Origin of the sequence: Nitrosospira multiformis (assembly GCF_003050865.1) — a bacterium.
GTDB classification, from domain to species: Bacteria; Pseudomonadota; Gammaproteobacteria; order Burkholderiales; family Nitrosomonadaceae; genus Nitrosospira; species Nitrosospira multiformis_E.
On the sequence record NZ_QAOK01000006.1, the window covers coordinates 44,252 to 64,723 of the forward strand.

Below are 20,472 nucleotides of genomic sequence, written 5' to 3' on the forward strand. Positions count from 1 at the left end.
TGAGCTCATTTTATGGATTAAGTCTAGCCCGTATTACGACATAATGGAAATAATGGACAAACGCAAATTGACGTGCAGCTTCCCAGATTACCTATGATGATTCTAAAATCAGAAACCTTTCTGCAAACTACCCGTTCAGCAGTCGGCGTTCCAGAACCGACTGCATGTCCCGTCGACCATCGATAATCAGATAAATCATGACCTGATTCCCGATGACTCGATAGATCATACGGTAAGGTTTGAAAAACGTCTGCCGATACTCCTTGATACCCAGAGCGGCCAACTCTTTCGGGTAGCTGCCTCGCTCAGGGAACTGCGATAAGCTCTCCACGACCTCCATTAGCTGGTCCAGTACATAGTTTGCACTGACTACGCTATCAGACCCGGCGATATAGTCGTAAATCGACTCCAAATCCTGCTCTGCACCTTGGGTAAGCAGCACCTCGAACTTCGTGTTGGAACCTGGCATCAGGGGGTTGAGTGCTTGCGACTTAGACGGGCAGCGACATCAGCCACAGGCTTGATCTTTCCTCCCGTCACTTCCTGGTTACCCAGCGCAAGAATCTTTAATAACGCCAGTGTTTCCTGGGTTTCCTCGAATGAAGTCACGTCCTGTAGAACCGCCTTCGCCTCCCCGTTCTGAGTGATGACCAAAGGCTCCCGCTGTTCCGCGAGTTGTGCCAAGACCTCAGCCGCATTGGCTTTGAGGTAACTGATCGGTTTGACTTGAGATGAGTAGCGCATTCATGTTCTCGTAATATCCTGGAAAAACTTAATATAGTCTTTTTAAGGACCGGTCACAAGAGAACTCTCTTGACACTGCTCCAAACTGGATTGGTATGTCAATGATATTAGAGGTATCAGTGGGACGAGGACAATCACATTATCCTCTCAAAGCAGCGTCTTTCCTTACTATACGATTTTTATGTTTTCCATATACCCCCAAAAATACCCCCAATTGTTAGCCGCTAGGGGCCTGGCTACTCAAGAATCTCGTGCGGCGCAATGGCCAACTGCCCGGTGTGGCGTTTATAGAATCGAGGTATACAGTATCAGACATGTACGTTTCAACATGAAGCTTTACATGCCGTCGGATTTGGCTGAGCACGTGTTCAGTCGATGGGAATTTGCGGAGCGCTGCCATTGGAGTTCCGGCTGGAGGATTGGAGCGGATTAGCTCATCCGTAAATTCTATAGGATTGCCTTAATGATTTTCCGCCTTGGGTGCAACGAAGCAAATCTTTATTTCAGCTTCAGGCTCTCGACCATGTTCCGCAAGATAACGCGATAACGATTCATTCCGCCTTCCTTCATGCCAAACCATGACTGGCAAATGCGCCCTGTTCTCCAGTTCCTTCTCCAATCGCGCCACTCTCTGTTCCAGACTCATCGTTTTTCCTCCAGTGCGTGGATGCGCCGTTCCAGTTCAATTATCTCAAACAGCTTGCGCATTTCGCCCAACACGTACACAAGCCGCGTTCCGTCTTGGGTATCTATTGCGCCTCCTCGCATGTCCCGATATACCCTCGCCATTTCTCGGCGTACGGCTTCCAGGTCGTGCAGATTGAGCTTGGGGGAGGGTAGAACTGTGACAGCAGAATTTTCGATGGCTAGCGCGCTTTTTTCTTTGCTTTTCGACATTATGAAACCTTCTAATGAAGCACCATTATCGTTGAACGAAGGAAAGGTGATACGTCCCTATCCAAGCTACCACCGGAAAGAGATGGCAATAGATAGATTGGTAGTTCTAGAAAGGTGTACGCCCGGCGGGTCAATTGGTTTTCGATAAGTGGCCTGATTGGTACGCCAGGCGGGTCAATTCCGGGAATGCTAAAAATAATTGGTACGCCCAGCGGGTCAATCATCGCGCAATTGATACGCTCGGCGTACCACCATTTATGGCGTTTGCATCGGCAACTTGCAACGCCGTCCCAGTACCTGAAAGAAGGGGCACCACTTTTAGTTTTGGCATGGCGGGCAATGGCTCGTTTTTCTTCCAAGTGCCCCTTGGGCTACTGGTAGACCGTACGTCCAATTTTCCCTTGCAATCGTCTATGGCATAAAAGGTCAATCCGTAGAGGCTTGCCTTGTGTCTGCCGCCCTGTCGAGTGACTTCCACCCAATCGCCTTCCTTCAGCTCTTTAAGGGCCTTGTTGAGCGTTTCCTTTGACTTCCATCCTCTGCCTCGCATTATTGTCCATGCAGCGCACAAATCGCCGTTGTTATCCCCTTTGTATTGGGCCAACAGATCAATTAACAATTTGACCGCATGGGCTGAAAGGTGGGTAAATCCCCGGCTCCTTATGACTGCAAAAGGCAGGGGCGCGAAGCCGCCACCCTCTCGTTTTATTTGGGAACTTTTAAATCGGTTTTTTCCCATCGCCTACTCATCCGCCAAGCGCGAAAGGAAGCAGTACACTCCCCATAGCTCCGTTAAAGACAGCCCGGCCACATCGTCACTTATGCCTAGATCAGAGAATCGCACCAGGAGGACTTGCAAGCGTTCCAGCCAGTTTTCATCACTCATGGTCCGCCTCCTGGCACCTTTTAACCAGTCGAGCCATTCGGGAGCCTGTTTGCTTTGCTCTTTCCAAGGCTCTTTGGATACGCGAGTGCCGCGTTGCAATGGCAGGGCTTATTCGATGTATAACCTCACCGAGTTCCTCCAGCCCCGCCCCCTCAAATAATGCCTGAGACCCACGCTTCACGCTTTCAGAGAGGTAAAAGCAGGTGGAATCTTCTTTATGGTTGAAACGTCGAGCCCAAACAGGGTCGAGGGGACATACCGGCGCATTGCAAGATTGGAACTTGGGGCAATCTGACAAGGAGATCATCAGGCAGCCTCCTGGCCGGAAGCCAGCCTTTCAATTAATGCTCGAATGCCGTCTACATGCCAAGCGGTCACTCGAGGCCCGAGTTTCACGGGTTGAGGAAAGCGTCCAGATTTGACCCCCGCCCACCAGGTAGATTTGCTTACAGGGATTACAGCGGGAATAGGAGGTTTTGCTTTCGGATTGCCAATAATTTGCGGCAAGCGCAAATAACCGGCTTCAGGTAATTGATGCATTGTGGATTACTCCCGTCTAAATAAGGTCAGTACCGGCCGACGGGGAAAAAAGATAGCTAATCCAGCAATCAATCAATCAAACGATCAATGCGAACCGGCTTCAGGTAATTGATGCATTGTGGATTACTCCCGTCTAAAGAAGGTTAATGCCGGCCCACGGGAAAAAAGATAGCTTATCCAGCAAGCAATCAAAACGGAAAGGGGTTTCCGTTTAACGGTGTCACACTTCGGAAACCAGCATCAACACTGGTGTTTAGGGGATCATTGTTCTTCCGGCTTGCGCCCGGTTGGCGCCCACTCAGGACGAATGAGGGTTGCGGCTTTTTTGGCAAGAGTTGGTGAAAATCCGTGTTGCTCAAACCATACCGCGACTTTCGCATTGTCGGGATGTGTGTCCCGGTCGTTTCGGTCGGCGTTTGCCCAGAATTTCTCCGCACCCTGATTCATTCTTATCAGTTTGTCAGAAACATAGTCCCGGTCAGTTGATCTTCTATTTTTCCACGCGCCGGTTTCCCCCGGCATCGCGAATCCCTCGATGATGGTCACGCGCAACTCCGACGGGATCATAGGCGAATAACTCAGCTCCCGGTCACCCTCGCGTTCTTCTAGTCGAATGTGACTCTCTGAACCGTAGAAGCGGGTGAAAACTTGCTCGAATTCATCTTTCCAGACGAATACACCAGCCGGGAGAAGCGGTATGGAATCGCGCCGCCAAACAAGGTTATTCTCATCTTTAATCTTTTCATCCGATTGGAGCTTGTCGGACAAGGCTTGCAAACCCCACGCAATACCATCCCATTCTTTTGGCAGCATCTTCGCCGCCTTGCCATTGGGAAGCAGATGATAAGCGTTAAGACCTTTGAATTTTTTCGGTAAATCGATATTCGCCAAGGATGCAGCCACATTAATTGGGGACATTAGCCAGCCCGTAATGAAAGGTATTGCGCGAACTGGAATTGCTTCTCGACCCTCGGTAAATAGGATGACATTCATAATGCATTTGGTTATTGGGAAGCGACTAATCCGACAATAGCCGAACCATGTGCTGATTTTACCGTAGGTGCGGCATGCTATACACTTACGCCCATTTTTGAATGTACCAAGAGAAAAGCATGCCAACGGAAATTAAGCTGTCTGATCTTCTGCGCGACACTGAATACAAGCTTACACAATTCACGCCGACACAAATTAAAGCCCTAGAGACGAGTATCACTGTCAAGGATAAAGGCAAAAAGCCCACGCCTTTTATCACTTGCCTAGTTCGGGGCAAGCCAATAAAACTCACGCCTGAAGAGGCCATCCGCCAATTATTTGTGATGGTGTTCAAAAATGACTTAGGCTACCCCGTGGAGCGCATGGAGCTTGAATACGGCGTTGTCTTTGGTAGAGAGAAAAAGAGGGCAGATATTTGCATTTTTGACGCCTCCAAAACCACCCCCTACATTTTGGCGGAGTTTAAAAAACCGAAACTGAAAGATGGAAAGGAGCAGCTTAAAAGCTACTGTAATGCCACAGGCGCGCCCATGGGCGTATGGAGCAATGGCGACAGCATCTCGTATTACCATCGAAAAGACCCGAATTATTTCGAAGATATTCCGGCCATTCCCTCCGTGCATGAAAAACTCACGGATATTTTGACCGCGCGATGGACGATTGATGACCTTATTAAATTCGACAAGCTAGTTAATGAGAGAAAGTCCCTCAAAGACCTGATCTTGGAAATGGAAGACGAGGTTTTAGCCAATGCAGGCGTGGACGTTTTCGAGGAACTCTTCAAGCTCATATTCACAAAGCTATACGATGAGATGGAAAGCGGGCGGGATAGAAAACGCCACCTCGTTTTTAGAAATTATGGTGAAACAGATACCGAGCTAAAGACCAAAATCCAGCAACTATTCGATAAAGCTCGTAACAGATGGGAAGGTGTATTTCCAGATGGTGCAAAAATTGATCTGACACCAAGTCACCTTGCGGTGTGCATATCGTCACTGGAAGGAGTGAAACTGTTCAACTCCAATCTGGACGTAGTGGACGAAGCGTTCGAATATCTGATTAACAAGAGCAGCAAGGGTGAAAAGGGACAATACTTTACCCCGCGCTATGTAATTGATATGTGCGTCAAAATGCTCAATCCGCAGGAGCATGAAACCTTCCTCGATTCGGCCGCAGGCAGTTGTGGCTTTCCCGTTCACAGCATATTTCATGTCTGGGAAAAGATCATGCAAGATGAAGGGCTCGACAAAAGCCACCTGTTTACCACTGAAGTCAAACTGCCGCGCTGTATTGACTATGTGCAAGACAAGGTTTTTGCCATGGATTTTGACGAGAAGGCGGTACGCGTAGGGCGCACCCTCAACCTCATCGCTGGCGATGGTCAAACGAACGTCCTGCATCTCAACGCGCTCGACTATGAGCGCTGGGATGAGAAGACCAAAGATGAGGGATGGACGGACATCTACGGGGAAGGCTGGAAGAAGTTGCGCAAGCTTCGCCGCACCAAGGGCGAAAACAGAGACTTTAATTTTGATGTGCTCATGGCGAATCCCCCCTTCGCAGGGGATATAAAGGAAGCGCGCATTCTGGCAAAGTACGAACTCGCGCGAACAGTTAGTCTCGACAAAATTAATAATGTGGACGAAAACGCCGCAAACGTCGAGGACGCAACTGAGCGTAACCCCACTTTCCCCGAGTTTCTGCGCGTCAGCCACGAGACCATCTACAAAATGGCTGATGGTACATACCGCAAGGTAAAAGTGAAGCACCAAAACACCGTCGGGCGCGACATTCTTTTTATCGAGCGCAACCTGAACCTCATTAAGCCCGGCGGGCGTATGGCCATTGTGTTGCCGCAAGGCCGTTTCAACAATTCCAGCGATAAAAATATTCGTGAATATCTGGCAGATCATTGCCGGATTTTGGCCGTAGTGGGCTTGCATGGCAACGTCTTCAAGCCGCACACAGGCACCAAGACCAGCGTACTATTTGTGCAAAAGTGGCACGATGAACTGTGCCCTCAAGTGGATGACTATCCAGTCTTTTTTGCCACCATGCGCGAGCCGAGCAAAGATAGTTCAGGCGACAAAATCTATGTGAAGAATGCGGACAGCACAGCACTGCTGGATACTCATGGGCACTTGATCGTGAAGCACGACCTATTTAACCACGACAGTAAAACACAAGACGGCATTGCCGAAGCATTTATCGAGTTTGCCAAAAAGGAACAGCTCAGTTTTTTTCGCTAAGCCCTTTCAATGAAGCCAAACACATGGCGTTGTTGGAAGGGCAAACTGAATTTTCGATAATTAAGTTTTCGCAACTTGATCATATCAAGCGACGAATTGACGCTGAATTTTACCAGCGACGACATCTGCGACTTCATGCGCGACTCGCCAAAATTGATAGCATTTCCCTGAAAGAAATCGGCGGAAAACTCGACTGTAGCGCGTTCTATCCTTCAATCGTTGACCAATACAACTTTGAGGGTGAGGGAATACCATTTTTGCGGGTCAACGAGATTCAAAATGGTCTGGTAAAGATAACTGGCAGTACTGCATTTCTGCCCTCATCTGTACTAGAAAGCAATCCATCGACAATTTGTACAGCGTCTCCATTCGACATCATAATCGCCAAAGGCGGTAACTCTTTAGCGAAGCTTGGACTGTTATCTACCGAATTTCCGAAGTACGCTCTCAGCCGCGACTTGATAGTGATGCGTACCTCAGCCCTGAAAGGAAACAAGTATTTTATTTGGCTATTTCTGCACTCCGATTTTGGGCAGGATTTACTCTGGAGAACTGCCAGCCAAACTGGACAGCCGCATTTGACGTTACCGTCAATTGAGCAATTGGCTATTCCCCAGTATTCGGAACAATTCGAAGCATCTGCCGAAACGCTTTACGAGCAGTCAGTTCGATTGAAAAACGACGCAGTGGCCGCGTACAAGCAAGCTGAGATCCTGCTACTCGACACGCTAGGCATGACGAGTTTTTCGCCGACTACAGAAAGCATCAACGTCAAATCATTCAAGGATTCCTTTACCGCCACGGGACGACTGGATGCGGAGTATTACCAGCCAAAGTATGAAGATTTCGAGAAAGCAGTAACCCGTCGTTATCCTGCCGGCTTCACAACAATTAATGCTGAGTTTGATTTGATCAAGAAAACTTCGCAGCGCGGAAAATCTGCATACAATTATATTGAAATCGGTGACGTGAACGTTAGCGACGGAACGGCAAACTTTAATCGCCTAGATGTTGAGGAATTGCCTGCTAATGCTAAGCAGGAAGTGCGGCGGGGGGACTTATTAATTTCCAAAGTACGGCCCAATCGAGGCGCAGTTGCCATTATCGATTTTGACGACCCTGATTTAATCGTGAGTGGCGCATTTACGGTGTTGCGAGAGAAAAGCAATTCAGTATTCTCGAACAAGACACTGAAAGTTTTATTGCGTACCAAGGTGTACCGCGAATGGATGTTGAAATTCAACATTGGTACACAGTACCCAGTTATTCGAGATGAAGATATTTTAAACCTGCCAATTCCAATCATTGATGAGCAAACTCAAGCAAAAATCGCCGCGTTTGTTGAAGAGAGCGCCCTCCTTAAGACCAAAAGCGAACGCCTATTAGATATTGCTAAACGAGCCGTGGAGATCGCCATTGAGCTCAATGAAAACGAGGGTATAGCTTACATAGAGGCAAATTCATGAGCGAAGGTTTTGATGTCATGCCGTCTTATGCAAAGGTATCACGTCAGCCCCAGCCTCCAGCTTGTCCAGATAGTCCGCCCAGTGCTGCATCATGCGCTTGCGCTCAGGTAGGTATTCCGCGTAGTTGTATGCCGCCCGCACGCCATCCCGCTCAGCATGCGCCAGTTGCCGCTCAATAGCGTCCCGGTTCCAGCCTTGCTCGTTTAAGAGGGTAGATGCCATGTGTCGGAAACCATGCCCTACAAACTCACCTTTATAACCTAGCCGATGTAACGCAGCATTTATCGTGTTGTCGCTCATTGGTTTCGTTGTGGTGCGCGCACTCGGGAAAACATATTTTCCAGCACCGGAAATACAGTACAACTCACGCAGTATTGCTACGGCTTGAGTGGAGAGTGGGACTATATGCAATGCATTCATTTTCATGCGCTTAGCAGGTATGCGCCATTCTGCTTTATCCAAGTTGAACTCGCACCATTCCGCTTTGCGTAGCTCGCTGGGTCTCACAAACAACATGGGAGCTAAGCGTAGGGCATAACGGGTGGAATATGTCCCGCTGTACCCATCAATAGCGCGTAGCAATTCGCCTATGGCCTTCGGATCGGTAATAGTGGGGTAGTGTTGCCTGTTCGGCGGTGGAAGAGCACCGCGCAGATCAGTAGACGGATCACGCTGTGCCCGTCCGGTGGCTATGGCATAGCGGAAAACTTGCCCACAATTCTGGTGAACACGGTGCGCGGTATCCAGGGCACCTCGGCTTTCAACACGACGTAGCATAGCAAGCAACTCTGGTGCGGTTATCTCCCCAATAGGACGCGCACCGATCCACGGGAATGCGTCAACCTCCAGCCTTCGAATCACCTTGCATGAGTGTGTGTCAGCCCAATTGGGAGCATGTTTCATAAACCATTCACGGGCGACAATCTCAAAACTGTTTTCAATCACTGCCACACTCGCCTCCTTTTGTGCCTTCTTTACCGCGCCAGGGTCTGCCTCATTCGCCAACAGTTTGCGCGCCTTTTCGCGTCGCTCCCGTGCGTCTAAGAGACTTACGTCTGGATATACCCCCAAAGCCAGTAGCTTTTCTACCCCCGCAAAGCGATATTTGAGCCGCCAATACTTCGCGCCGTTCGGTTGCACCAGTAGATACAAACCGCCACCGTCCGATAGCTTCTGCGGTTTATCGCTCGCTTTCGCCTTTTTTACTTGCAGGTCAGTCAGTGCCATTTTTACAACCCTTTCTAGTCGTTTGGGGGTATCGCTTCCGCATTCTTTGCTGCATACCCCCAAAGATACCCCCTTTTGAGGGTAGATTTCAATAGATTTCTTAGGACTGTATTGGACAAGAAAAAACCCACAAGCGTTTATTCATGTGGGTTTCATGGACTCTACTGGACTACTTTGGACTGGTTAGTGGTGGAGACGAGGAGGATCGAACTCCCGACCTTCGCATTGCGAACGCGACGCTCTCCCAGCTGAGCTACGTCCCCATTAATTGCATATTTTATAACAAACCGTTGCGCCGTAGTATGACGTCACAGAGCAACAGGAGCTTCAGCCCTAAACTATCTATATCTATAACCGCTTACACCCAATCCTTCCCAATCAGAAAATCCGTATAGAGCTTATCTTCCACGCTGTCCGGCTCCGGCTTCCAGTCGTAACGCCATTTCACGATCGGGGGCAGGGACATGAGGATGGATTCAGTACGACCGCCCGATTGCAGGCCAAAGAGGGTTCCCCGATCCCACACGAGATTGAATTCGACGTAGCGGCCACGGCGGTAAGCCTGAAAGTCGCGTTCGCGCTCGCCGTAGGGCGTGCTCTTCCGCCGCTCCAGGATCGGGACGTACGCATCCAGGAAGTGATTGCCCACACTCTTCGCCAGATTGAAGCAGCTATCAAAGTCGGGTTTACTCAGGTCATCATAGAATATGCCGCCAATACCGCGCGGCTCCCTGCGATGCTTGAGGTAGAAATATTCGTCGCACCATTTCTTGAAGCGCGGATGGAAATCGTCGCCGAATGGTTGCAGCGCGTTCTTGCAGGTCTGGTGAAAATGCACTGCGTCTTCTTCAAAGCCGTAATAGGGGGTCAGGTCCATGCCCCCGCCGAACCACCATACCGGCTCGGCCCCTTCCTTGCGCGCTTCCAGATAGCGCACATTGAGATGCACGGTAGGGGCATAGGGGTTGCGAGGGTGCAGCACGAGCGACACTCCCATTGCCTCGAAACTCCTTCCCGCCAGTTCCGGTCTGGCAGCGGTAGCGGAGGCAGGCAGCCCTCCCCCGAACACGTGCGAGTAGTTCACTCCGCCGCGCTCCAGGACATTACCCTCTTCCAGCACGCAACTCAGACCCCCGCCCCCTTCCGGCCGCTCCCATTCATCACGACGGAAGTGCTTGCCATCGACTTTTTCCATTCCCTCCACGATGCGTTGCTGAAGTCCCGTGAAGAACTCCCGGGCTTGTTGCGCGGTGCTCATGCGATCTCCCATAGACTTGTCTGCTGCTGATTCTTTTTTTCTTTCACCTGTCCACTGCTATTTTCGGTGGTTAATGGCCCGATACCCGATATCAGGGCGCATCTGGCAACCCTCGAAATGGATCTGCCCGGCAATCTGGTAAGCGCGGCGCTGTGCCATCCTGACGCTGTCGCCCAAGGCAGCTACACAGAGAACGCGTCCACCGGCCGTCACGATCTCTTCCCCGTTTTCGCCGCCCCCGGTGGTACCCGCATGGAAAACATGATAGTCCTTTTCCGCTGGCAACATTGCAGGCAAGGCGGTCAGCCCCTGGATGGCATCGCCCTTGCGGGGAGAATCGGGATATCCGCTCGCCGCCATGACCACCCCCAGCGCGGTGCGCCGGTCCCACTCGGCCTCTATCTTGTCCAGGTTCCCCGCCAGGGCATGCTCGATGAGGGTGATAAAATTGCTCTTGAGGCGCAGCAGGATGACCTCGGCTTCCGGATCGCCCATGCGGCAGTTGAACTCCAGCACCTTGATGCCGCCGCCAGGCGTAATCATGAGCCCGGCATAAAGAAAACCGGTGTAGCGCTCACCTTCCTTTTCCATTCCGTTTATCGCGGGCTGGATGACTTCCCGCATTATTTTCCCGTGGAGCGTCGGCGTAATCGACGTTGCTGGCGAATAGGCGCCCATGCCCCCGGTATTGGGGCCCTGGTCGCCTTCCTCCAGGCGCTTGTGATCCTGGCTCGTGGCCAGTGGCAAGGTATGGCGGCCATCGCTCATGACGATGAAACTGATTTCCTCACCTTCCACAAATTCTTCGATCACAATCTTCGGTCCTGCCTTGCGTGGCTGCTTTTCGCCCAGCATCCTGTCCACGGCGGCATGCGCTTCTTCCAGCGTCATCGCCACGACCACGCCTTTACCTGCGGCCAACCCGTCCGCTTTTATCACGATGGGAACGCCCTTCTTGTCGACATACCGGTGCGCCCTGGCAGCAGAACTGAAGGTGGCGTAGTCTGCGGTAGGAATACCATGGCGCCCCATGAAAGCCTTGGCGAAATCCTTGGAAGTTTCCAGTTGCGCCGCCTTTTGGGTAGGACCGAAGATTTTCAGGCCAGCGGAACGGAAGGCATCGACGATACCTTCCGCCAGGGGCGCTTCCGGCCCGACGACGGTAAACGCGACCGATTCCTTTCTGGCGAATTCGATCAAGTCCGGAATCGCGGTGATGGGCAGGTTCTTCAGGTCTTTTTCGAGCTCGGTGCCCGCATTGCCCGGAGCGACAAATACTGTCGCAGGAAACCTTTTGTGCGAGGACTCGAGCAGCTTCCACGCCAAGGCGTGTTCTCGGGCTCCACTGCCGATTACAAGTAGTTTCATATCCCTTAATTCAGAACTGAAGGTAGCCTTGCAAGTTGACCTGTGCTAACCGCGCCTATCGGTATTGGTTGCGTTGATCGAGGTATTCATGAGAAAAGCAAAAATCGATAACCTGGAGGAAACAAAGAAATTCATATCACCAAGCATTCAACGCGCTATAGACGCACTTAGCGGCGCTTGCATCGGGCAACCCCTTTTCCGTGCTTCAATGCCTGAAATGACGCACGCCGGTAAATACCATCGCCACCCCTTGTTCATCTGCCGCAGCGATCACTTCTTCGTCGCGTACGCTGCCACCCGGCTGGATGACCGCCACTGCGCCTGCCTGGACGACGACATCCAGCCCGTCGCGGAAAGGGAAGAAGGCATCGGAAGCCACCACTGAGCCTGCCAGGGTGAGCCCAGCATTCCCGGCCTTGATCGAAGCAATGCGGGCACTGTCCACCCGGCTCATCTGCCCGGCGCCCACGCCGAGCGTCTGTCCATTGGCACAAAAGACGATTGCATTCGATTTGACGAATTTCGCCACCCGCCAGGCAAACAGCAAGTCCTGCAATTGCTGTGCCGTTGGCTGGACTTTGGTCACCACCTTCAATTGGTCCACGGTAACGTTGAGGCTGTCCGGAGTCTGCACTAGCAATCCTCCCCCCACTCGCTTGAAGTCGCAGGCGTTGCTCCCCGTTTCAGAGGGTACGTCAAGCGACACGGTCAGCACGCGCACATTGGTTTTAAGCGCGAGCATCTGTCTTGCCTCGTCGGTCACTTGCGGCGCGATGATCACTTCGACAAACTGGCTCATCACCGCTTCGGCAACGGAGACGTCCAAGATGCGATTGAAAGCGATAATGCCGCCGAATGCGGAAGTGGGATCGGTTGAAAATGCAAGCTTGTAAGCCGCGAGCGGCGAATCGGCGACTGCCACCCCGCAAGGATTGGCATGCTTGATGATGACACAGGCTGGAGAATCAAACGTCTTTACGCATTCCCAGGCGGCATCCGCATCTGCGATGTTGTTGTAAGAGAGCTCCTTGCCCTGCAACTGCCTGTAGCTTGCAAGACTGCCGGGAACGAGTTGCGGGTCGCGGTAAAAGGCGGCCTCCTGATGTGGGTTTTCCCCGTAGCGCAGAGGCTGCGCCAGGCTGAAATTGAGATTCAGACGTTCCGGAAAGGTACGGCACCGTGCATTTTCCCCTTCGATGGAGGTGAGATAATTGCTGATCGCCCCATCATAGGCGGCGGTATGCGAAAACGCCTTGCACGCCAGCCGGAACCGGAACTCAGGCGTGACGGCGCCTCCGGCGGCCTTCATCTCGTCAAGTAACGCGGGATAATCCGCCGGGTCGGTGACTACGGCCACGCTCTGGTAGTTCTTGGCAGCAGCGCGCACCATGGTCGGGCCGCCGATATCGATATTTTCAATGGCCTCTTCCAGGCTGCAATCCGGCCGCGCCACTGTCTGGCTGAAAGGATATAGATTCACCACTACCAGATCGATGGCGGGAATTTCCGCCTTTTCCAGTGCAGACACATGCTCGGGCAAATCCCGTCTTGCCAGAATTCCCCCATGTATTTTGGGATGCAGGGTTTTGACCCGCCCATCCAGCATCTCCGGAAATCCGGTGTAATCCCCGACCTCAGTCACCTCAATGCCGGCATCCCTCAGCAGCTTGGCAGTGCCGCCGGTAGACAGGATGGCTATTCCGAGTTCGCGCAGTTCTTGTGCGAGTCCGACAATACCGCTTTTATCTGAAACACTAATCAGGGCTTGTTTAATCGACATTCGTATTTTTACTGAATCAGGATCGGGTCTGTGGCGTGATGCATTACAATCATTAACTGGCCCGCTTGGGACTGACCATTCAGGCGTGTAACGGCAGCTTTGCCTGATCGTCTATTTGATCTGATACTGCTTCATTTTATTGCGCAGCGTATTGCGGTTGATGCCGAGCAATTCGGCCGCACGGGTTTGATTACCCTCGGCTCGTTCCATGACCAGTTCGATCAAAGGCTTTTCCACGCTGCGTATCACCATTTCGTGGATGGCATGCGGCTTTTCGCCGTCGAGATCGTTAAAGTAATCTTCGACTGTTTTGCGTACGCACCGCGCGATATCGTTTTCGTTGATTATGCTCATGCCACCAACTCCTCAGCCTCGACGTAGGTCAGCCGCCGCCCGTAGCCGGCAAGCTCACTGAAAAAGTCGTTAACTGCAGACAACTGCTGATCAGTAGACTGCAGCTGGTTCATGGCATGACGGAAACCCGCAGACCCGACCAGTCCCTTGGTGTACCAGGAAATATGCTTGCGGGCGATGCGCACCCCCGAATACTCGCCATAGAAGCTATACAGATCGTGCAAATGTGCGACGAGTACACGGTGAATCTCAGCCACTTCGGGCAGCGGAAGGTGTGAGCCGGTAGCGAGATAGTGACTAATCTCGCGAAAGATCCAGGGGCGGCCTTGTGCTGCGCGGCCGATCATGACGGCATCCGCTCCCGTATAGTCAAGAACATGTTTTGCTTTTTCCGGTGTCGTAATGTCCCCATTGGCGACAACGGGAATCCCCACCTCAGCCTTTACTGCCGCAATGGTATCGTATTCGGCATGGCCGGTATAAGCACAGGCGCGAGTCCGTCCATGGATGGCAAGCGCCTGGATGCCGGCATTCTCGGCAATGCGGGCAATGGAGAGCGCATTCTTGTGCTGGGTATCCCACCCGGTGCGAATCTTGAGGGTGACAGGCACACTCACCGCACCTACGACGGCATCCAGGATACGTCCCACCAGCGGCGGGTCCTGCAGCAATGCAGAGCCTGCCATGACATTACAAATCTTCTTGGCGGGACACCCCATGTTGATGTCGATGATCTGGGCTCCTTGTGTGACATTGTAGCGCGCAGCTTCTGCCATCATCGCCGGATCGGCGCCGGCAATCTGCACCGAGATCGGATCCACCTCGCCTTCATGATTGGCGCGGCGCCGCGTCTTCTCCGAGCCCCAGAGGAGCGAATTGCTCGACACCATTTCGGACACAGCCATTCCGGCGCCCATGCTTTTGCACAATTGCCTGAAGGGGCGATCAGTCACCCCCGCCATAGGGGCCACGATAAGGTTATTTTTGAGAATATGAGAACCGATTTTCATGATTCTGAACTGGCCCGCCAAGTGCGGTGACGAGCAAGGGATGAGAATGGACGTAATTCTAACAGCTATTGCAGATTAGAGTAGCGGCCCTGCCCTTTCGATAAGGCCTCCGGAGAAGAGCCGCCGCGGCAACGAGAGAGTACCAGACGATTTATGGCGAGGCAAATCCATTGCTGGAAAGCAGATTTCGCCATGCATGCGAAGCCTTTTCCGGCGCGTTATCTTGTTTCAAACCGCTCTGGCCCTTATCCGTTTTTGCGATTCACGAATGGGGGGAGACAGTGGAGCGGGCTTGCGCGATCTCAACTTCATCCTCAGGATCAACCTCTCGCGCCGAACATCATGCGCCGCGCAACGAGCTTTTTGAGTTGCGGCAGGCAGTCGAGCGCGCTTAACCCCATGCCGCGCACGGTGCCTAAGAAGGGATTGTCGTTGGAAAAGAGTTTCACCAGTGAGTCCGTGAAGGTACGCCCCATGCTGCTGTCCAAGCGGCGCTTGCTGCTGTAGCGGCCAAGCATGGCAGGTGTACCGGTTTCAGCGGGAAACGCGATGATTTCCTCAGCCAGCTCCCAGGCGTCGCGCAGCCCCAGGTTGAAGCCCTGCCCGGCAACCGGATGCAGCGTCTGGGCGGCATTGCCAATCAACACGGTACGAGAGGCGGTGACAGGAGTCGCATACTTGAGTGCAAGGGGGAAACCGGACCGCTTGCCGGCTTCAATGAATTTGCCGAGGCGATCGCCGAAATGGCCGTGCAACCGCTCAAGAAAGGCGGTGTCATCCAGGCCAAGAATTTCCTGCACCTTGTCGGGAGAAACAGTCCATACCAGCGCAAAGCCATCACCCGCAGGCAGTAGTGCAACGGGACCTTCCGGGGTGAAGCGTTCATAAGCCACACCCGGTTGACGACCTCGGGGAACGCTCTCCGCAGCCCTTACTTGCGAAGACTGCATTCCCGGTCTCGTTCGAATTCGGGCAAATGTTTGTTTCGTACCTGATAATTGCATTCCGGAAGCCTGCTCCGCCAAATGCTCCTCAAAATGCTCGGTCTTTACACGCGCAACAATCGCCCATTGCTCGTAGTCATGCACCTGCTGCGTGATGCCTTCGATCTGGGCAGTGAGACGGCCCCCGTCTGCCACCACCAGCAGCCTGGCTGTTGCCTTTTTTGTTATCTCCCCATGCTCAAATTCCACCCGCCCAAACCCGTCGCCTGTTTCCATATGGACTACCCGGGCTCCTGTCAGGCAATCCATCTCGCACTTTTGAAGAGCCATATGCATCGCACGGAACACGTCATCGTAATTCACTACATATCCCAGGGCGGGCACGCCTATTTCGCGGGCCATCATGACGGTCCGGCCGAGCCCGCCCTGGTGGGAAACATGGATGGTGAAGATAGGAGTAACGTCGGATAGGGTCTTCCAGACACCCAGGCGCTGCAGGACAAGCCGGCTGCCCTGGGATAATGCCAGAGGCCGCGGGTCTTCCGCTTTTTCCGGCAGTCCGCGCGCCTCCAGCAACAGCATCGACAACCCGCTGTTCCGCAGCGCGAGAGCCAATGCCATGCCCACCGGACCGCCGCCGATGATGATCAGATCGTAGTCATATTGATATTGAGCGTCGACCATGGAAAAGCTGACTGGTGAAGCGGATTTCTGTTATTGCCCCTAGTTACTACTGCTACTGCTGCTGCCAAGCACTACGGCCCCTGGCGGCCTTTTGTCTTGTCGACTCGTTCTTCGACAATTTCCGCATCTTCGATGACAACATAATCTCCTTCCGCAGCCTGCCCGGATTTCTGCAACTTGCGTCGCAACCACCATATCCGCAATGCGAGACCACCAGCGGCGACTGCAAATAATGCAAGAAAAGCGGTAAAAAAGAAAATGCCAAGAACCGCCATGACGATAAACGCGGGAACCAGAAACAGATAGGTGAGCAAACGGCCACCGCCTCCACCCGCTTTGAAGACGGACTCTTCCGGCGCCCCAGTGCGTCCGTCGCGGGTTATGCGTCTGATAACTATTCGGGGGTTTTCATCCATTATTTAGATTTCCTCCGTCGCATCAGTTCTTCAATCTCATCCACCATCTTTGGAGCAGCTGATGTCAATACCTCACATCCCTCCTCCGTTACGGTCACATCGTCTTCGATACGGATGCCGATATTATGAAAATGGGCAGGTACATCATCCGCAGGGCGGATGTAACACCCTGGCTCCACTGTCAGGGTCATTCCCGGAAGTAAAGCGCGCCATCTTCCATTCTGCTTGTATTCACCGGCGTCATGCACGTCCAATCCCAGCCAATGACCGGTGCGGTGCATATAGAAACGCTTGTAGCCTTCCTTTTCCACTACCTCCTCCAAGCTGCCGCGGCACAGGCCATATTCAATGAAGCCCTGCGAGAGTACGGCAATGGCTGCATTGTGCGGTGCATCCCAGGAATTACCAGGCCTTACCTCGGCTATCGCCGCCGCCTGCGCATATAACACCAGTTCGTACAAATCCTTTTGTGCCGCGCTGAATTTTCCGTTGACTGGAAAGGTACGGGTGATATCGGCCGCATAGCCGTCCAGTTCGCAGCCTGCATCGATCAGCAGTAATTCGCCCTCATTCAGCCTGTCCTTGTTTTCGACATAATGAAGCACGCATGCGTTCGCTCCCCCGGCAACAATCGGCGTGTAAGCCGGCGCCTGAGCTCCATGTCGACGGAATTCACGCAACAGCTCCGCCTCCACCTCATATTCCCTCATGCCCGCCCGAGTTTTCCGCATGGCTTGCCGATGCGCATCCGCCGAAATCCGTGCCGCCTGCTCCATGACTTGCAGCTCTTCAGGGCTTTTGAACAAACGCATCTCATCCAGCAGCCGGCGAATATCGCGAATGTCCTCAGGAGGGGTAAGGCCGTTGCGCACCTGTTGCCGCACTTCATTGATCCATCCCACTACACGCTTGTCCCAGGCTGCGTCGTGACCCAGCGAGTAATAGATTGCCGGTTGTCCCGCAATCAGCTTGGGCAGCCGTTCATCCAGCGTAGAGATGGGATAAGCCTCGTCGAACCCGAACGCTTCCCGGGCCGCTTCGGGGCCATAACGATACCCATCCCATATCTCTCGCTCGGCGTTTTTCTCGCGGCAAAACAGGATGTGTTTCGATACGCCGTCCACCGGTCCCGCTACGATCACCAGCACCGCCTCCGGTTCGCCAAAACCCGTCAGATAATAGAAATAACTGTCGAAGCGGTAAGGATAATGCGCATCCCGGTTCCGCACGCGCTCAGCGGCAGTGGGGATGATGGCAACACCTTCCTGCATTTGCCATGCCAGGGAGTGGCGACGATCGGCGAAGGATTTAACAGGGGTCATTTAGCAATGATTTTTACAGTATCTGAATGTATAAAGCAAATTGGCTCATTCTTTCCCCTCCGACCCCGATTCCGCCTGATTCCCCCTGATTCCGGAGTGCCGGAAGGTAGCAGGAGGTGGCTGGAGACAGTTCAGGACACTGGCCGTATCAGGTCGATGTCGAGCAGGCGAAGACGTTCCGGGGTACCCACATCCACCCATGATCCGGAGTAGCGCTGGCCGCTCACTCTTTCTCTCGCCATGGCCTCCTTCAGCAACGGAGCGAGCCTGGCAACGGTACCGGGAACAACATCCTGAAAAAGCTCGGGCTGATATATGCCAATGCCGCTGAACGTAAACATCTCTTTTCCGGTTGCTGTAACCCTGCCGGATTCGAGAGCAAAATCGCCATCCATGTGATGTGCAGGATTGTCAACCAGCACCAGGTGCGCAAGCGCACTATCCGGATGATCCCGCATGCGGTGCAAGACCGGCAGCAGAGTTGAGAAGTCCATGCTGCAATAGATATCGGCATTCACTGCAAGAAAGGGTTGACGCTGCCCTTTGCCAGCACCCGCTCTTAGAACAGGCAGGGCTTGCGCAATTCCCCCCGCAGTTTCCAGCGCGGCGGGTTCAGGCGAGTAATGAATGCGGACCCCGAAGCGCTCGCCATTGCCCAGCGCGGCTTCGATCATCTGTCCAAGATGCGCGTGGTTGATGACAATATCGCGAAAGCCGGCTTGTGCGAGATTTTGCAGGTGATATTCGATCAGCGCCCTGCCTCCCACGCGCAGCAAGGGTTTGGGCAAAGTATCGGTCAGGGGACGCATGCGTTCTCCGCGTCCAGCCGCAAGGATCATGGCCGCGAACCCGGTCCCGGCCTTCTCAGAAAGTGTAGCCAACTTTCAGTTCCGGCTTGTTGATCTCCCACTGGTCAAGCAGCGTTAGCAAGGGATTGAGCTCGCGGTAGCGTTCGCACGCCTTGCGCAGGTAATCCGCCACCAGCGGTATGTCCTTGAGATAACCGCTCTTGCCATCACGATAATTCAGGCGGGAAAATATTCCCAGCACCTTGAGGTGGCGCTGCACGCCCATCCACTCGAAATCGCGGTAAAAATCCGCAAAGCTTGCTGCAACCGGCAACTGGAGCTTGCGCGCCTGCTCCCAATAGCGGATCAGCCAGTCCAGTATGCGTTCTTCGTCCCAGCGGATGTATGCATCCTTGAACAGGGATACAAGATCGTAAGTAATGGGGCCATACACGGCATCCTGAAAATCGAGAATTCCCGGGCTGGGCGACGTTACCATCAGGTTGCGCGAGTGGTAGTCACGGTGAACAAAAACTCTGGGTTGCGCCAGGTTATTTTCCAGGATAAGCCGGAAAATGGCATCGAGCTGCGCCTTCTGGCTGGTGACAAGCGTCACCTGCAAATGATACGCGAGATACCAGTCTGGAAAAAGATTCAGTTCCCTCAGCAGCAACGCTTCGTCGTAATCCGGCAACAAGCCCGGCCGGCTCACAGGCTGGATCTTGAGGAGCGCATTCGTGGCGTCGCTGTATAAACGGCTTGCGTCAGCATCCCTGGCCACGCTGTCGATGCTGTTTGAATTCAACGCCTGCAGAAAGGTCGTGTTCCCGAGATCGGACAGCAACAAAAAACCCCGTGGTAAATTCTGCGCCAGAATCTCCGGCACATGGACACCTGCTGCCGAAAACAGGCTGGCCACCTGCAAAAAGGAACTGCAATCTTCCTGCTGCGGTGGCGCGTCCATCACAATCAGGGTTCTGCCGTCGTCGAACTTGATGCGGAAATAGCGTCGAAAACTTGCATCCGCCGAAGCAGGCGACAAGGTAAACTGCCTGTCAGGAAACTGTGCAACGAGCCAGTTTTCCAGAAGACGGTAGCGTTCCATATAATCTGCTGATTGCCTATTTGATCGAAGTGTGAGATTTTAACATCAAGTATCGCTTCTCACCGGCCCGGTGGCGAAGCAGAAACAGGAGGAATTATGGTTAACCAGAAGGTACTGGACGAAATTGTAACCAAAGTCAATGAATTGGTGGCGCAAAGCCCGGTGAGGGATGTCGAGAAGAACCTTCGCGTCATGCTCGGGGCAGTGTTCACTCGCCTGGACCTGGTAACGCGCGAGGAATTCGAAGTACAACAGGAGGTGCTCAAGCGCACGCGTGAAAAGCTGATCGCGCTGGAAACACGGGTGGCAGCATTGGAAAGCGCTGCGAAGAGCGGCCCCCTGCCCAACACTCTGGATGTCCCCCCGGAGACGCTGGACGATCTGTCGGAGACGGAGTAAGACGACATCCAGATTTTGGCTTATCAGTTTTTTAACACGCAA

22 protein-coding genes and 1 tRNA gene are annotated in these 20,472 nt (G+C 53.1%); 3 read left to right on the top strand and 20 right to left on the bottom strand.

The window, feature by feature from the left end; genetic code table 11:
• Positions 1–127 precede the first annotated feature (127 nt).
• From C8R21_RS04760 to C8R21_RS04795, 8 genes are all read right to left on the bottom strand, one after another.
• Positions 128–469 (bottom strand): type II toxin-antitoxin system RelE/ParE family toxin, encoded by a 342-nt coding sequence (locus C8R21_RS04760; protein WP_107761682.1) that lies wholly within the window; start codon positions 467–469, stop codon positions 128–130.
• Positions 469–744, bottom strand: a complete 276-nt coding sequence (locus tag C8R21_RS04765) for a type II toxin-antitoxin system Phd/YefM family antitoxin (protein ID WP_107761683.1) — start codon at positions 742–744, stop codon at positions 469–471. Before C8R21_RS04765 ends, C8R21_RS04760 begins: the two co-directional genes overlap by 1 nt.
• Positions 745–1,204: 460 nt before the next feature.
• On the bottom strand, positions 1,205–1,390 hold the full coding sequence (locus tag C8R21_RS04770) for a hypothetical protein (protein ID WP_107761684.1): 186 nt from the start codon (positions 1,388–1,390) through the stop codon (positions 1,205–1,207).
• A complete protein-coding gene (locus C8R21_RS04775; protein ID WP_107761685.1) occupies positions 1,387–1,641 on the bottom strand; it encodes a hypothetical protein in 255 nt (84 codons plus the stop codon). Before C8R21_RS04775 ends, C8R21_RS04770 begins: the two co-directional genes overlap by 4 nt.
• 220 nt (positions 1,642–1,861) lie before the next feature.
• Positions 1,862–2,380, bottom strand: coding sequence for a hypothetical protein (locus C8R21_RS04780; RefSeq protein ID WP_181258851.1), 519 nt, complete (start codon positions 2,378–2,380; stop codon positions 1,862–1,864).
• A 3-nt stretch (positions 2,381–2,383) separates the two neighbouring features.
• Positions 2,384–2,527, bottom strand: a complete 144-nt coding sequence (locus C8R21_RS15835; RefSeq protein ID WP_181258852.1) for a hypothetical protein — start codon at positions 2,525–2,527, stop codon at positions 2,384–2,386.
• Between the two features lie 306 nt (positions 2,528–2,833).
• On the bottom strand, positions 2,834–3,067 hold the full coding sequence (locus C8R21_RS04790) for a helix-turn-helix transcriptional regulator (protein ID WP_107761687.1): 234 nt from the start codon (positions 3,065–3,067) through the stop codon (positions 2,834–2,836).
• Positions 3,068–3,328: 261 nt separating this feature from the next.
• On the bottom strand, positions 3,329–3,958 hold the full coding sequence (locus tag C8R21_RS04795; protein ID WP_146162441.1) for a hypothetical protein: 630 nt from the start codon (positions 3,956–3,958) through the stop codon (positions 3,329–3,331).
• 221 nt (positions 3,959–4,179) lie between these two features.
• Here C8R21_RS04795 and C8R21_RS04800 point away from each other — a divergent pair, with 221 nt between their 5' ends.
• Entirely contained in the window at positions 4,180–6,309 is a 2,130-nt protein-coding gene (locus C8R21_RS04800; RefSeq protein WP_219906608.1) for an N-6 DNA methylase, read from the top strand.
• Positions 6,310–6,332: 23 nt separating this feature from the next.
• Positions 6,333–7,775 carry a restriction endonuclease subunit S gene (locus C8R21_RS04805; protein ID WP_107761689.1) on the top strand — a complete coding sequence of 481 codons (1,443 nt, stop codon included), beginning with the start codon at positions 6,333–6,335 and terminating at the stop codon, positions 7,773–7,775.
• Positions 7,776–7,790: 15 nt separating this feature from the next.
• Here C8R21_RS04805 and C8R21_RS04810 read toward each other — a convergent pair whose 3' ends face one another.
• From C8R21_RS04810 to C8R21_RS04865, 12 genes are all read right to left on the bottom strand, one after another.
• The gene (locus C8R21_RS04810; RefSeq protein WP_107761690.1) at positions 7,791–9,002 is read right to left on the bottom strand and encodes a tyrosine-type recombinase/integrase; all 1,212 of its coding nucleotides are present in this window, start codon (positions 9,000–9,002) and stop codon (positions 7,791–7,793) included.
• Between the two features lie 187 nt (positions 9,003–9,189).
• Positions 9,190–9,265 (bottom strand) — tRNA-Ala (locus C8R21_RS04815).
• A 95-nt stretch (positions 9,266–9,360) separates the two neighbouring features.
• Complete coding sequence (gene hemF, locus C8R21_RS04820; protein WP_107761691.1) at positions 9,361–10,260, bottom strand: oxygen-dependent coproporphyrinogen oxidase; 900 nt, start codon at positions 10,258–10,260, stop codon at positions 9,361–9,363.
• A gap of 57 nt (positions 10,261–10,317) precedes the next feature.
• Positions 10,318–11,628 (bottom strand): phosphoribosylamine--glycine ligase, encoded by a 1,311-nt coding sequence (purD, locus tag C8R21_RS04825; RefSeq protein ID WP_107761692.1) that lies wholly within the window; start codon positions 11,626–11,628, stop codon positions 10,318–10,320.
• A gap of 205 nt (positions 11,629–11,833) precedes the next feature.
• Positions 11,834–13,408: a bifunctional phosphoribosylaminoimidazolecarboxamide formyltransferase/IMP cyclohydrolase gene (gene purH / locus C8R21_RS04830; protein WP_107761693.1), complete on the bottom strand. Its 1,575-nt coding sequence runs from the start codon at positions 13,406–13,408 to the stop codon at positions 11,834–11,836.
• 111 nt (positions 13,409–13,519) lie between these two features.
• Positions 13,520–13,762 (bottom strand): helix-turn-helix domain-containing protein, encoded by a 243-nt coding sequence (locus tag C8R21_RS04835; RefSeq protein ID WP_074975286.1) that lies wholly within the window; start codon positions 13,760–13,762, stop codon positions 13,520–13,522.
• Positions 13,759–14,772 carry a tRNA dihydrouridine synthase DusB gene (dusB, locus tag C8R21_RS04840; RefSeq protein WP_074975287.1) on the bottom strand — a complete coding sequence of 338 codons (1,014 nt, stop codon included), beginning with the start codon at positions 14,770–14,772 and terminating at the stop codon, positions 13,759–13,761. Before dusB ends, C8R21_RS04835 begins: the two co-directional genes overlap by 4 nt.
• A 320-nt stretch (positions 14,773–15,092) precedes the next feature.
• Positions 15,093–16,400 carry an FAD-dependent monooxygenase gene (locus tag C8R21_RS04845; protein WP_107761694.1) on the bottom strand — a complete coding sequence of 436 codons (1,308 nt, stop codon included), beginning with the start codon at positions 16,398–16,400 and terminating at the stop codon, positions 15,093–15,095.
• Between the two features lie 71 nt (positions 16,401–16,471).
• The gene (locus tag C8R21_RS04850) at positions 16,472–16,816 is read right to left on the bottom strand and encodes a hypothetical protein (protein ID WP_107761695.1); all 345 of its coding nucleotides are present in this window, start codon (positions 16,814–16,816) and stop codon (positions 16,472–16,474) included.
• Positions 16,816–18,138 (bottom strand): Xaa-Pro aminopeptidase, encoded by a 1,323-nt coding sequence (pepP, locus tag C8R21_RS04855; RefSeq protein WP_107761696.1) that lies wholly within the window; start codon positions 18,136–18,138, stop codon positions 16,816–16,818. Before pepP ends, C8R21_RS04850 begins: the two co-directional genes overlap by 1 nt.
• A 131-nt stretch (positions 18,139–18,269) precedes the next feature.
• Entirely contained in the window at positions 18,270–18,977 is a 708-nt protein-coding gene (murU, locus tag C8R21_RS04860) for an N-acetylmuramate alpha-1-phosphate uridylyltransferase MurU (protein WP_107761697.1), read from the bottom strand.
• Between the two features lie 25 nt (positions 18,978–19,002).
• Complete coding sequence (locus C8R21_RS04865; RefSeq protein WP_107761698.1) at positions 19,003–20,031, bottom strand: aminoglycoside phosphotransferase family protein; 1,029 nt, start codon at positions 20,029–20,031, stop codon at positions 19,003–19,005.
• A 96-nt stretch (positions 20,032–20,127) separates the two neighbouring features.
• Between C8R21_RS04865 and C8R21_RS04870 the strand changes: the two genes are divergently transcribed.
• Positions 20,128–20,430 carry an accessory factor UbiK family protein gene (locus C8R21_RS04870; protein WP_074975292.1) on the top strand — a complete coding sequence of 101 codons (303 nt, stop codon included), beginning with the start codon at positions 20,128–20,130 and terminating at the stop codon, positions 20,428–20,430.
• Positions 20,431–20,472 lie beyond the last annotated feature (42 nt).

Bases quoted from the DNA above. Each gene is read 5' to 3' on its own strand.
- C8R21_RS04760 (WP_107761682.1), bottom strand. From the start codon at position 469: ATGCCAGGTTCCAACACGAAGTTCGAGGTGCTGCTTACCCAAGGTGCA.
- C8R21_RS04765 (WP_107761683.1), bottom strand. From the start codon at position 744: ATGCGCTACTCATCTCAAGTCAAACCGATCAGTTACCTCAAAGCCAAT.
- C8R21_RS04770 (WP_107761684.1), bottom strand. From the start codon at position 1,390: ATGAGTCTGGAACAGAGAGTGGCGCGATTGGAGAAGGAACTGGAGAAC.
- C8R21_RS04775 (WP_107761685.1), bottom strand. From the start codon at position 1,641: ATGTCGAAAAGCAAAGAAAAAAGCGCGCTAGCCATCGAAAATTCTGCT.
- C8R21_RS04780 (WP_181258851.1), bottom strand. From the start codon at position 2,380: ATGGGAAAAAACCGATTTAAAAGTTCCCAAATAAAACGAGAGGGTGGC.
- C8R21_RS15835 (WP_181258852.1), bottom strand. From the start codon at position 2,527: ATGAGTGATGAAAACTGGCTGGAACGCTTGCAAGTCCTCCTGGTGCGA.
- C8R21_RS04790 (WP_107761687.1), bottom strand. From the start codon at position 3,067: ATGCATCAATTACCTGAAGCCGGTTATTTGCGCTTGCCGCAAATTATT.
- C8R21_RS04800 (WP_219906608.1), top strand. From the start codon at position 4,180: ATGCCAACGGAAATTAAGCTGTCTGATCTTCTGCGCGACACTGAATAC.
- C8R21_RS04805 (WP_107761689.1), top strand. From the start codon at position 6,333: ATGGCGTTGTTGGAAGGGCAAACTGAATTTTCGATAATTAAGTTTTCG.
- C8R21_RS04810 (WP_107761690.1), bottom strand. From the start codon at position 9,002: ATGGCACTGACTGACCTGCAAGTAAAAAAGGCGAAAGCGAGCGATAAA.
- hemF (WP_107761691.1), bottom strand. From the start codon at position 10,260: ATGAGCACCGCGCAACAAGCCCGGGAGTTCTTCACGGGACTTCAGCAA.
- purD (WP_107761692.1), bottom strand. From the start codon at position 11,628: ATGAAACTACTTGTAATCGGCAGTGGAGCCCGAGAACACGCCTTGGCG.
- purH (WP_107761693.1), bottom strand. From the start codon at position 13,408: ATGTCGATTAAACAAGCCCTGATTAGTGTTTCAGATAAAAGCGGTATT.
- C8R21_RS04835 (WP_074975286.1), bottom strand. From the start codon at position 13,762: ATGAGCATAATCAACGAAAACGATATCGCGCGGTGCGTACGCAAAACA.
- dusB (WP_074975287.1), bottom strand. From the start codon at position 14,772: ATGAAAATCGGTTCTCATATTCTCAAAAATAACCTTATCGTGGCCCCT.
- C8R21_RS04845 (WP_107761694.1), bottom strand. From the start codon at position 16,400: ATGGTCGACGCTCAATATCAATATGACTACGATCTGATCATCATCGGC.
- C8R21_RS04850 (WP_107761695.1), bottom strand. From the start codon at position 16,816: ATGGATGAAAACCCCCGAATAGTTATCAGACGCATAACCCGCGACGGA.
- pepP (WP_107761696.1), bottom strand. From the start codon at position 18,138: ATGACCCCTGTTAAATCCTTCGCCGATCGTCGCCACTCCCTGGCATGG.
- murU (WP_107761697.1), bottom strand. From the start codon at position 18,977: ATGATCCTTGCGGCTGGACGCGGAGAACGCATGCGTCCCCTGACCGAT.
- C8R21_RS04865 (WP_107761698.1), bottom strand. From the start codon at position 20,031: ATGGAACGCTACCGTCTTCTGGAAAACTGGCTCGTTGCACAGTTTCCT.
- C8R21_RS04870 (WP_074975292.1), top strand. From the start codon at position 20,128: ATGGTTAACCAGAAGGTACTGGACGAAATTGTAACCAAAGTCAATGAA.